Annotated in this window: 11 protein-coding genes and 1 pseudogene; 4 read left to right on the forward strand and 8 right to left on the reverse strand. The window is 54.4% G+C overall.

Annotation, left to right across the window (positions count from 1 at the left end; all coding sequences use genetic code 11):
• Positions 1-528 precede the first annotated feature (528 nt).
• Entirely contained in the window at positions 529-1,674 is a 1,146-nt protein-coding gene (locus GBZ48_RS10410; RefSeq protein WP_174470988.1) for a hypothetical protein, read from the reverse strand.
• Between the two features lie 916 nt (positions 1,675-2,590).
• Between GBZ48_RS10410 and GBZ48_RS36905 the strand changes: the two genes are divergently transcribed.
• A complete protein-coding gene (locus GBZ48_RS36905) occupies positions 2,591-2,896 on the forward strand; it encodes a helix-turn-helix domain-containing protein (RefSeq protein WP_174470989.1) in 306 nt (101 codons plus the stop codon).
• A gap of 167 nt (positions 2,897-3,063) precedes the next feature.
• On the opposite strand, the gene GBZ48_RS10420 is transcribed toward GBZ48_RS36905, so the two are convergent.
• The gene (locus tag GBZ48_RS10420; protein WP_174470990.1) at positions 3,064-3,984 is read right to left on the reverse strand and encodes a nucleotidyl transferase AbiEii/AbiGii toxin family protein; all 921 of its coding nucleotides are present in this window, start codon (positions 3,982-3,984) and stop codon (positions 3,064-3,066) included.
• Positions 3,971-4,867 (reverse strand): type IV toxin-antitoxin system AbiEi family antitoxin domain-containing protein, encoded by an 897-nt coding sequence (locus GBZ48_RS10425; protein WP_174470991.1) that lies wholly within the window; start codon positions 4,865-4,867, stop codon positions 3,971-3,973. The genes GBZ48_RS10420 and GBZ48_RS10425 overlap by 14 nt, the downstream gene beginning before the upstream one ends.
• A 673-nt stretch (positions 4,868-5,540) precedes the next feature.
• On the opposite strand from GBZ48_RS10425, the gene GBZ48_RS10430 reads away from it, so the two are divergent.
• Both GBZ48_RS10430 and GBZ48_RS36910 read left to right on the forward strand, forming a co-directional pair.
• Positions 5,541-5,714, forward strand: coding sequence for an antitoxin Xre/MbcA/ParS toxin-binding domain-containing protein (locus GBZ48_RS10430; protein ID WP_174470992.1), 174 nt, complete (start codon positions 5,541-5,543; stop codon positions 5,712-5,714).
• Positions 5,711-6,655 carry a tyrosine-type recombinase/integrase gene (locus tag GBZ48_RS36910; protein ID WP_174470993.1) on the forward strand — a complete coding sequence of 315 codons (945 nt, stop codon included), beginning with the start codon at positions 5,711-5,713 and terminating at the stop codon, positions 6,653-6,655. The genes GBZ48_RS10430 and GBZ48_RS36910 overlap by 4 nt, the downstream gene beginning before the upstream one ends.
• Before the next feature lie 149 nt (positions 6,656-6,804).
• On the opposite strand, the gene GBZ48_RS10440 is transcribed toward GBZ48_RS36910, so the two are convergent.
• From GBZ48_RS10440 to GBZ48_RS10450, 3 genes and pseudogenes are all read right to left on the reverse strand, one after another.
• Positions 6,805-7,521: an HNH endonuclease gene (locus tag GBZ48_RS10440; RefSeq protein WP_174470994.1), complete on the reverse strand. Its 717-nt coding sequence runs from the start codon at positions 7,519-7,521 to the stop codon at positions 6,805-6,807.
• Entirely contained in the window at positions 7,518-8,759 is a 1,242-nt protein-coding gene (locus tag GBZ48_RS10445; protein ID WP_174470995.1) for an AAA family ATPase, read from the reverse strand. Before GBZ48_RS10445 ends, GBZ48_RS10440 begins: the two co-directional genes overlap by 4 nt.
• A 387-nt stretch (positions 8,760-9,146) precedes the next feature.
• Positions 9,147-9,386 (reverse strand): annotated as a pseudogene (locus tag GBZ48_RS10450) (DUF4158 domain-containing protein); the annotation flags it as partial.
• A gap of 521 nt (positions 9,387-9,907) precedes the next feature.
• On the opposite strand from GBZ48_RS10450, the gene GBZ48_RS10455 reads away from it, so the two are divergent.
• A complete protein-coding gene (locus GBZ48_RS10455) occupies positions 9,908-10,174 on the forward strand; it encodes a hypothetical protein (protein ID WP_174470996.1) in 267 nt (88 codons plus the stop codon).
• A 386-nt stretch (positions 10,175-10,560) separates the two neighbouring features.
• Here the strand turns inward: GBZ48_RS10455 and GBZ48_RS10460 are convergent, their stop codons facing one another.
• Both GBZ48_RS10460 and GBZ48_RS10465 read right to left on the reverse strand, forming a co-directional pair.
• A complete protein-coding gene (locus GBZ48_RS10460; RefSeq protein WP_174470997.1) occupies positions 10,561-11,292 on the reverse strand; it encodes a hypothetical protein in 732 nt (243 codons plus the stop codon).
• A 25-nt stretch (positions 11,293-11,317) separates the two neighbouring features.
• A complete protein-coding gene (locus tag GBZ48_RS10465; RefSeq protein ID WP_174470998.1) occupies positions 11,318-11,566 on the reverse strand; it encodes a hypothetical protein in 249 nt (82 codons plus the stop codon).
• Positions 11,567-11,571 lie beyond the last annotated feature (5 nt).

Consider the following 11,571-nt stretch of genomic DNA (forward strand, 5'->3'; position numbering starts at 1 on the left):
GTCAAAACCTCGATACGCTGGTAAGCCATGACGTTTGCAACTCGTTTGCGTCAGCGCGATGACGCGCAACGCAAAACTCAAACGTCAGACCCTGTTTTGCCAAGGTGGCCCTCACCGGAGGCGTACGTTTAAGCTGAAAAGGCGGTGCTTTTGCACCGCCTTTTCAGACTCACACTTTCTTGCGTCTTCGGGTCCCCGAAGACCATGTGCGCTGATATGCCAGCGACATTGATGACGTGCCGACGGCTTCAGCCCGGTGCCGGCTCCCCCTCCTCCAGACGCAGGTGCGCCGTGTCCGTAGGGCCGATCAGCGCCAGCTCGCAGGCGGTCGGCCGAGCAGGGCGCCGGTGGCGTCCTGCGGCAGGACCTGGATGATTTGGAGGGCGTCATCAATGGAGTGCGCCGACCAGGGGCTCGAACATCGAGGACGAGCGAAGCGTGCTGTCGATGTGGCCCGGCGTGACGATGTCGGTAACCCGCGCCGCCGGTCAGCGTCTCCAAGCCGCTGCCGGCGGTACCTGTCAGGGTCTAAGCATCGAGGAGGTTTAGGTGGCGTCGATGTGGCTCGGCGTGACGACGTCGGTAACCCGTGCCGCCGGTCAGCGTCTCCAAGCCGCTGCCGGCGCTACCCGTTAGGGTCTCAAGCATTGAGCGGGATGCCTTGGCGTCGATGTGGCTCGGCGTAACGACATCGGTGCCGTTGCCGCCGGTAATGGTCTCAACGACTGAGGCCAGCAGGGTGTTGCCACCACCGCTACCCAGCGTGACGATGTTGGTGCCCGCACCGCCGGTCAGAGTCTCCATTGCAGAGACCGTCAGGGTGCTGCCGACGCTACTCACCGTAACGGCGTCGGTGCCGCTCGACAGGGTCTCGAACATCGTGGATGAACGAAGCGTGTTGTCGACACCCATTGGTGCCACAAGCTGGTTTTCTCCAAATATGCCCTCTAACCGACGCTCATAATTCTGAACGATGTCTCTTCTAATGGCGCTACCAAAGGCAGAATCCTTCTTTTCTTGGCTAAGTGAGCCAAGTGGCATTTTCTGATTTTTAGCATCTATTGTGATCACATTTCTAAATGTGAATATTATTATCAATTTTGGCACACGAAATCTCGAAGAGCGCAGCAATGCTTCGTGCACTCTGATGCTATTAATTTTCTCTGGCACAAACCGTGACAATGTATTCCCTATATATGTTTTAGAAATTAGGTCGATCATAGACAATATTCTTTCTCTATATGAGAGAACTATTTGATCGAGTATTGGAGCGTAACCAGAGGACTGCCGCCCCCTCGATTCGGTTTCGACACGGGAAAGACGCGCGCAGGCGTGCCATGCAACGCGAAAATTCTTCCTTCCGCGATTTACTGGACTAGGGCTGGGCGACGCAGGGGGGGGAGGCGTCTGCTTCTTGCCTTTGAACAGGGCATAAACAGCTATCCCTGTAGCAGTAACGGTCGCAAGAGAGCTAACGAGATTTATCGCAAGAGAGCCGCCAGGAGAAATGCCAAACTGATAAATACTGTCAAGAGCATGCTGTGAAGTTTCGCTGACAGTGTCCCAATAAGCTCCAGTCAGCGCACCGGATATAAAGGCCACGCTTATTTTCAGCTTCGTCGCCAAGCTGTGATGTTGGGGCCAAAGGCCATTTTTCAGCGTAGGCTTGCGCATCCCAACGACCCCCTGCCCCGCGTTTCGCCACAGCGGAGTAAGGTATCAGAGGGCTAAGAGCCGCGATATTTATACAAAAGTCAAAGCGCGTGGTCGACCTGTTGGCTGCTGAGTTCTGCTGCGCCGAGGCGAGCTGAGTTTTCCCTCGCCGCTGACGCAACCCTGACCAGCGGATCGAGAACAACAGCGGCAGGATCGAGGGCGTGGCGATGGCTTTGGTCTGATGCACGGGGGGAGCCCCGGTGTTCCTTGTCGACTGCTGGATGTCCGTCATAAACGACCGTTTATGCGCCTGCTCTCGTAAAGCAGTTCTTAGGCATATGGAAAGCCGGCACTGCGATTCCGCGTCTCGCTACAGCCGATCCAGCAGGACCTAGGCATATGGCCAAAAATGGCGCTTTGTGGCCAGAAATGGCAGAAATTCGCACGGATTTGAAGGGCAGGATGGGTGATGTGGTCCCCTGTGGGCCCACATCACCGCCTTATTCGCCTGCAGCTCAACGGCGCCCTGCTCTGCGAGGCAGACAGGTTGCACCTGTAATGACGGCTCCAGCATGGGGCATATGGGTCGCCCACCAAGGGCAGGCCAACCATGGGCTGGCGTATCCTGTCCCGCTTTCGTTGCCGCTATCATTTCAAAAGAGCCCAAATATAGGCGGAGCCTGTCCGCCTCGCAGAGCAGGGCGCCGTTGAGCTGCAGGCGAATAGGGCGGTGATGTGGTACCAAAGGTGCCACATCACCCATCCTGCCCTCTGATCCTTAGCGAACTTTCGCCACTTTCTGCCACAAAACGCCATTTCCGACCACCAAATGACGTTCAAGACCCTACTTCACGTTGTCCGCCATTGTCATCTTGGAGTAAAATAAAATTTAGAATGTTCACGCTTATGAACGTCAACTTATAAGGTGATTATTGTGACGAAGTTCTCAACACTGTGCGAAGTTTGGCTCGATGATGAGGAGTTTCGAGCTGGGTATGAGGCGCAGGAGCGAGAGTTTGCGATTGCTGACAAAGTACGCCGTACGATGTGCGAGGCACGCGAGCGAGCTGGGCTGACACGCGGGGATGTGGCCAAGCGTCTGCACACCACGGAAGAGGCGGTGCAACGCCTCGAGCAGGGAGGGCAGAAGCTGACGCTCTCGGCGCTCTTGAGTTTTGCCGATGCTATCGGCAGCACCCTTCGGATCGAATTCCAGGGCCCTGATGGAGAGCACCCCTGATAACTGCGTTTGAGGCTACGGATGAGACGATGTGCTGCCACTGTTCCTGATGCGCCGGGGCTGCACGGCGGTTGATCATCGGCTCCGTGGCAGAGGGGGATCTGGCTCTCGGCAACACAGGCTAAGGCAACGGCGGGGTTGTCCGCGCATCACGTTTGAACCGTCCGCTAATTGAGATTGTCAGACGTTCTGTAGGCCTCCGCTGACCACGGCAAAGACTGGTAGAACTCCCGGACAACGGCGAAGCGCTCTTCGAATGCCGGCAAGGCGCCGCGGGGAAGTTCGTCCGCCAAAGTTGCCCACTCCCGACCGGCCCGTTCCGCCACTGCTGGATCGTCGATCAGGTCACGCGTGGGCTTGAAGCCACGAGCCCGGCACTTCTCGACTAGAAAGGCGTGCACCCTGGCGGGCAGTTCGGCATCCTTGATGCGCTCGAGCAGGTACGCGATGTCGTAGACGTCCTGGCGACGCCCGCGGTTGCGCCGCGGCTGTTGCAAAAGTGCCCGCAGCTTCTCGGCGATCACCTCGGCGTGCGAGTAGGCCTTGAGCGACACCGCAAGCTCGTTGAGGCGAAGCTCCTGCGCGTCGAGCAAGGGCTCTTTGAAGCTGATGTCGATGCCTAAAACCTGAGGGGCCGCGCCGCGCTCCAGGCGCGCCTCTTCGCCGGTTCCCCGCAGCGCCGATCCAATGGTCACCTGCAGCGCCGGCGCCTGGCACTCCTCAAAGCCATCGCGCCGAGGTTGGTACTTGACCGATTGAACCCGGCACAGCAGGTCCACGTAGCCGAGATCGGCAGAGGCCCGTCGCAGAGCAATGTCGAGCTCGTCGCGCAGGTGTTCAGGTAGGTCATCCGGATCGGCGTCTGCGGTGAAGTCGACATCCTGGGTTGTCCGCGGGCTGCCGAAGGCGAGGCTCATCAGGGTGCCTCCCTTCAAAACCAGGGACGCGTGCAAAACAGGAGAGAGCCCGACGGCGTGGAGGAGGATCTCCGTTACTTGACGAGCCCGGAACTTCACCGGGTCGGCTCGGGCTTCATCGACCCATGCGGCGAGCTTCACGTTCAGCGGGACACGGTCAGAAGTCGACATTCAGCGAGAGCATCCACGTTTCAGAAAAGATGGGAACATATCCTGCCTCAGGATTAAGCTTCTGTGATCCCCCGCGTTGCGCGAAGTCCTTCCATCCTTCAATGCGGCTGTCGTTGAGCCCCAAGCCAAAGCGCTCTTGCAGAAGGTAGCCAGCGCGCACCTTGGTCAGCTTTGTGGGAGCCGAGTCGACCGCAGTGATAATTTCCTCAAGAAAGATGCTAGCGTGCTGTTCCCAGATCTCCATGACATGAGCCATGCCGCCGCACCATTCCGGAGCTTCGAGAGTATCTAGAAAGGTTTGTCCGATGGTCGCGACGCGGGCCCACGAGCCTCGCACCTGTCGCCATTCGCCAGGATGACGAGTGGTGTGGCGGCGCACTGGGCGATCACGAACTGTGTCCGAAAAGCTAAGGCGCTGCAACGGCACTGCATCGTCGCCTGGAGCAAGCACAGGGTAATCCTGGCGCATTTTTTCATCGCGCATTGCCGTCCACAGCTTCGGAGACGGCGATGCCAAATGCAATTCATTCGGTTGCCGATCCGTCAATCCGTGACGCTGCATGGCGGACAGGTAAGCGATGTAGCAGAACGGATCGACCAGACAGCACACCTCATCAGCCGGCTTCGGAGGGCTGCCGGTAACGCTGTACACTCCCTGACTGAAATCGGGGTCTGGAGCAAGAACCCGGCGGTCTCTCAAACGCTTCACAGTTTGATTGAGGCTGTCGATCGTTGGACTGAGCCGTTTGACCAGAATGGCTTCGCCATCCAGTTCTTTGGCCCGGTACAGCTCGCGCATAATTAGAAATATCTGATATTCAGTAATGACTGGGAAAGCTTGGGCGCCCAGGCGCTTTGCGACTGCTTCGGAAATGCTGAGCATGGCGACACCGTACCAATGTCCTTAGGACATTGGTACGGTGTCGCCCTCTTGTCAAGGGGGATGGGTGCTACTCTAACGGCTTGATTTTCCATGAAAATATCGCCTTACAGTGTCGTGATAACCATTCGTCCTAAGGACGAATGGTTATCACGACAGCGACAGCTTCGCTGATTTTACCTATGTGAAGAGGCATGTCAAGCATAGAGGATCAGTTTACGCTCTACTCATTTTCGCTTTCATAGAAGCCTGTTGCCGGTGTGGTTGTCGAACAGCGCGGTGGCGGGCACAGAGCGAGGGTTGCGATGCCATTCAGAGTGCCAAACAGGGCCTTCGCACCGGCGGCAACGCCTTGAGCGGTTTCCGTTCGGCCCTGTGGCACCATGTTCGTCCAAGCGGGCAGCCGGGCGACCACGGTCTGCGCACCGTGGCGCCAGCCTGGGGCGTGGACGGTGTAGATCACCATCGAGGCGCGCCTCGGAAACGGGTGGGCGGACGCTGCAGGCACGATGCCTTCCGTCGCCGGACACGGCCAAGCCGGCTCCGTCCGCACGCGCGCCGGCGCGGCCCCCACCCTGCGAACCGTCCGCTAATGGGGTGAAGCGGACATTTGGCCGGCAGATCCCGGCCGTGTTAGCCTCGCCGGCGCAATGGTGGCGCGGCCGAGGAGGGGAGCATGCTGAACCGCGTGGTGCGGTGGTTGGAGACGCCGATCGCCGAGCCCCCCTTCGCCGGGCGCCGGGCAGCCGATCTGCTCGACACCGCCGACGCCGGAGCGGTGCTGTCCCGTCTGCGCGCCTGGCTCGACGCAGCGGATGGGCGTGTCAGCCGCCGGAGCGGCCGCGCGTGACCACCGGTCCCGACACGCTCCTTCCCGTCGCGCTCGACCCGGCCCTGCCGTCGGCGGATCTGGCGGCGCTGGTCGCCGAGGCCCAGGCCTTTGTCCAGCGCGCCAAAGCCGACAAGACCCGCACCACCTATCAGACGGCGTGGCGGCGCTACGGCGCCTGGTGCGGCGATCATGGTCTCGATCCGCTGAGCCCAGATCCGCGGCAGCTGGTGCTGTTCGTCACCGAGCTGGCGCGCGCCCTCAAGACCGTCTCGATCCGCACCTACCTGTCCGGAGTCGCCCACCATCTGCGCCAGGCGGGGGTGCCGGTCGATTTGCAGCACAAGGCCATCGTCGAGGTGCTCGCCGGCGTCGCCCGCACCAAAGGAACGCGACCCACCAAGGTGGCGCCGCTGCTGCCGGAGCTGATGCGCTCAGTTCTCGCCGCCCTGCCAGCCACCCCGCTCGGCGCCCGCGACGCCAGCTTGCTGCTCACCGGCCTGCACGGCGCCCTGCGTCGCTCCGAGATCGCCGCGCTGGATCTCGCCGACGTCGAGATCCAGGCGCGGGGGGTGCTGGTGACGCTGCGGCGGAGCAAGACCGACCAAGCCGGCCGTGGTGCTGTGGTGCCGCTGGTGGCGGCGCGGGAGGCGGTGGTGTGTCCGCGCGCCGCCCTGCTGCGCTGGCTCGAAGTGCGCGGTGACGAACCCGGGCCGCTCTTTGTGCAGGCGACGCGGACCGGCACCCTGCGCGACGGGCTGCACCGGCTCTCTGACCGCGCCGTTGCCCGCATTGTGCAGAGCGCCCTGACCCGCGCCGGGCGTGACGCCTCCGGTTACGCCGGCCACAGCCTGCGCCGCGCGCCTGGCCACCGCCGCCGCCCAGAAGCAACACCCGCTGTCCGCCATCATGAAGCAAACCCGGCACAAGTCGGCGGACATGGCGCTGTCCTACGTCGCTGACGTCGAGCTGTGGGTCAGCGTCTCCGACGGCCTGTTCGACTGAAACCCACAGGGCCGGATCAGAGTACAACAACCTGAACCAAGCGTGTTTCAGCCGGAATACATGTCCAGAAGAACGGAAATATAACAATATTCCACCATCGCTTCCTTTATCCTTCTTGTGTGCTTGGTGTCGTAGCTCCAAAGTGCTTTTCCATTTCTTTCTCGATCAATTTTTTAACACCACCCTGAGCGATCTCTGATATTGCTGCTAGCAGAAAGCCTTGCTCACGACCGTTGTTTGTTGCCATTAATTCGTCATTAAGTGCACGTATCCGTGGCGCTACATCACTAGGCCCCCACTCGTAGTTAGAAAATTTATATAGAAATCGAAGCAATCCACATATTTCCACCGTCTTACGACCTTTATCTGTTCTTGGCAGGTAGAATCCAGCTAGAGATATGATCTTTATATTTTCGTCGTAATCATCAAAATGAGGATGATTGAATATGTATTCTTCACTTTCATTTGGAAATTTTTTCTTCTTGTCATCCTTTAAGACATTCTTGTTTAGCTTTTCTTGATTGCAGTCTTTACAGGAAACGCAAAGATTTTGCGCCTCAAACATAAAGCGAGGGTGAGTGTCCTTTGGTATGATATGTTCTGCATCCCAAGTAGCTTTATGATCAACCTGAATTCGTTGTCGACAATAAGGGCACGTGTAATCCTGAGAAATAATGTAGTGGCTTTTAATTCTTTCCTTTATAAAAGACATTTTCCCTTCATGTGTGTGTTTCCAGTAACCAGCGACTTCATCATCAGACAATTCTTTGAATTTTCTAATAGCTTCTTTTTCTTCTTCTGTGTAAACGATAGCTATAATCATTTTTTGATTTCCTCAAGGGCTTTTTCGAGAATATCCATAAGTCCGCGTACAGGATCTTCTTTTGTTATCATATCCTTTAAAAAAAGTATGCTCTTTGCTTCATCAATTTTCTCACTCTGTACTTCTTGGCCGCTGCCTATAACCTGTAAGGCATTGAACAATATTCGGCTAAGATATTCATTCTTTGATCCCGGCGCTCTAAATATGCGCGCGAGTTGGAAATCAGCTGAGCGCCCATTGAGCTCAGATGCGATGGTGGTGCTTCCACTTTCGAGATCCAGAACAAAGCAATTCTGGCTCCTCAGCTTTGCTACGATTTGTGGCGAATGTGTAGCAATAATGAAGTGGCAATTTCTGTACTGGGAAAAAGCATTCATAAGAAAATCTATGTAACGTTCTTGCCATTCCGGATGAAGGCAAATCTCAGGTTCGTCAATACAAATAAGAGATCCATCCTGTATATGGCTGGCTATACCAAGTATAGCCATCAAAACACATTGCTCTCCGCTGCTAGCATCATTAATCCGAATCAGTGATTTGTGTCCTTCTTTCAGAAGACCAACGTCTTTTAATTGGAAGAAGCCAAGCTCGAAAAGCAATAAGAGAGATTCATCAAAACGTGCGTTAGCGGTGATGTCATAAACCCCTTCTGCATCAATACGGAGGTCAAGTCTTGGTTTCGTAACTCGGTTAAACCAGCGGTGCACTGTCTCTATAGCATAAATAATTTTTTCTTTTGGTAAGTAATCAAGTTGATAAGCAAGCCGTTCCCGCTGGGACATTCCTGCTGAATTCCGCATATTCAAAAGTGTTTCAATTGGATCTTCTGAATTAACTATGAAATCAATGCGACTCCGCGTAACAGAGCATACAAACCTTGCCTCAATGAACTCTGTATATCCCATATATTTTAACACGCTCTTCACAGTTTTAGCTTGATTTATATCCATAGTTATCGCACGCAGCAATGCCCATAACGTACGAGACATGAATGACAGGCTAAGATTGTTGCTATAAAGGCCCCTTAGCCCAAGATATCTATAGCTATTATCTTCATAAGACTCACGACTGATGGGGAATCTGTCAAAAGGACTTGTCGATAACGCAATGACGTTAGTTGGATACCACTTATAGGAAAAATCTGTTGCTTCATTTTTTTTCACATTTTCACCAAGAGACCTTTCTCGCCCCAAAGGCTCGTTTACCTTAACAAAACTTTCCACAATGCTTCTAAGCAATCGACTCTTCCCAGTGCCATTTTTACCAACGACAATCGTAAATTCATTGGAGTCTGTTTGGCTGATAGCGCCGGTAGAGAAACGGATTGTGCGTCCATTATGTATGCAACTTGTTAGCATTACTTATAGGCCTTTCTTAACGGGCATATTGGGGACAAAACGCCAAAGAGTTTTTTGAACGCTTTGAAGATGTATTATACTGTTTTGATGTCGCGTTCCATGCACAAAACGCGCGAAAGTGCCGCGGGTGATAACACCGTTTAGAGCGCGCTGCTTTGACAGAGGCCCCGCGTTTTGGATTCACCTCCGGTGAGCCTTTCAACTTCCCATAAACTGGGGAGCAATATCCACTCGTTGGCAAAGTGGTAGCTAGGGCAGGATGTGCGCCAGCGTGTCCAACTGATCGTAACGGGTCGGTGCGTGGGCCGCATAGTCAGCGAGGGCCCCCGGGTCGATGTCCAACTGCTTCGCCACGAACTTGACGATCTCCAGCGGGACCAGTTCGCCGGGCCGGATCAAACGGCCGGGGTAGCGCAGGGCGCAGAGCTGGAGAGCAAAGCCGAGACGGTTGTGCGGCCGGCGGCGCCAGGCGATGACCGCCAGGTCGTCGGGGCTGAAGATGTAATGGTGGACGGGGGCCGGGTAGCAATGGAGGAACAGAAAGTCCGATTGAGTTGGATGACGGTGCGAGAAGCCATGACGGGAAGGTTCCGCACCGTCATTGAATCCGCAGGAGGTAATCGGCAGGCTATCTTACATGGATCTGAGCATTTCTCTCGCGATCACCAGACTCATTCTACAGCATCCAGCAAATGACCTTTTGCTCGCCGACTATCTGCTCCGACACACGCCTAGCTGTGTGATGGCGGTGTTGGCGGCGGTGGCCTGGGTGCGCAGCCGGCGCAGCCGCTCGGCGGCATCGGCATCGAGGGCGATCGCTGGTGCCGGGGCGGTGATTTCAATAAGGCTTGCCATGCCTCAGCTACAAGGCAGCCGCGCGGGTCGCAGCACCGATTCCGAGTCGGAGGGCTTGCCCTCCTAGGCAACCAATGATAAAATTTACTCAATTCCAAGAAAAATTGGCATTCTAACGACGCAACATCCGGAGCACGAAGCGTATTCGTGCCTGAATGAGGAGGGCCGTGGTCATGTCTGCTTTTATTTGGCTTTTTAAAGCTCTTGGGAACCTCTTGAGCGGAAAGCCTCCCGAGCCAAAAAATGATAACAAAATAGAGCGGCTTATTTATACCGCCCTTCGTGGGGCGAGTGTCCTTACGATAGCAGGTGGTATTGCCTGCGCCGGCGTGCTCGCTGTAAAGCAGCCCCAGCCCGATCAGATGAGCTGTACAGGCTCCTTGCTGAAGCAGAAAACCGCAGACGCCAGCTCCATGACCTTGGTCGCGAAGGTGGAGTGAAAGAAGCGTCCAAGCCATGAGAGATATGCCCCACGAGCAAGGCGGACGCAAATTGTGACCGCCTTTTTTCGTTTTGCGATGTGACGGGGGCGGCGGCTGACTCACCAAGCGCCAGCAGCGTGGCAACTGTGAATCAGCACCCAATTGGGAAGCCCTAGCCGATCTACTCCAACGCATTGAGAATAATAGGAAATTTTTGTTAGGGCGGAGTCCTAGTCAGCGCCGATTGGGACTCCGCTTAATGGTAGAAAAATTACGTATTTACAAAGAGTTACATCGGTCTTGAAGAGGTTCCGCTTCCGAGCCGATTAACACCGAGGCTTTAGGGCGGTCAGGCCACTTGTCACCTGTCTCTGTCGGCAATGGGGATACAATATAAATGTGATTTAGTCTTTTAGAAATTCGACCCTAACAAACGGATTGTCTATCCTAGTAAGCAACGATATAACCTCAAAAACACCATAGAAAGAATGTGCAATCGTTATTGATGCTTCTGCACCTACAGGGGCCATTATGTCACAAGAATAAACCGCCTCATCTATCTTATCCGCTTCAATACGAACTACTAAATTCCGAAAATCATCGAAGAATGGCTTCATATAAGAATTCATAAAATTAACATCGCGCTTATATCCATCATCATCTGAATAAAAATTCATATATATGTGTCTCATCGAGTGCTTTTTTTTATCAAATTGGCTATTAAAATGTTCAAAATATACCGCCGCAGATAAATTATCGAAAAAGTTATCAAATCTTGCCACATCTACTTTGTATTTCACTTTTCCATCGGGCAAAACCTCTGATCCATCAGCTAGAGCCGCTCCAAATGCAGGTCGCCTTTTGAGTTGAGGCGCAATAGACTCTCTAAATCTTTTCTTTGCAATATTCTCTCCTTCAGCAACATTCATGCAAATTTGGGCTAAAAGATATTGATCATCATTTGATTTTTTATTGTTGTGAAGATCACAAGATGGAACAGTTCTTAGTTGAAGACCCCTACCTTTGTTAGGGAAAAATGATTTCGGCGGGAAATGCTCACTTGAAGTCGCCCTTGATGAGCAACGGTAGCATTGCGTTCTTCTTAACTGCTTATTTCTTCCTATATTATCTGACATGACGTTTCTCTTTAGTAAACGGTATTCATTGATTGGATGGCAATGCTAATATGCTTGGCGTTAATAATCGGTAACCCGCTTTCGGATCTGAAGGGTAGCAGAACAGGAAAGCAACATACGAGATAGAGGCGGCGAAAAACGTGTGTTTTCCGACAGGTGACGGAAACCGTTCGCCAGAAGGCGAAATCACCTGGAAATCATGAACGGCAAAACCTATGGGATTGATCGGCTGTACAGAAAAAGCTTCAGCAGGGTTATCCGTGCAGCCGATCATCTCTT

This window comes from Azospirillum melinis (assembly GCF_013340935.1).
Taxonomy (GTDB): domain Bacteria; phylum Pseudomonadota; class Alphaproteobacteria; order Azospirillales; family Azospirillaceae; genus Azospirillum; species Azospirillum melinis.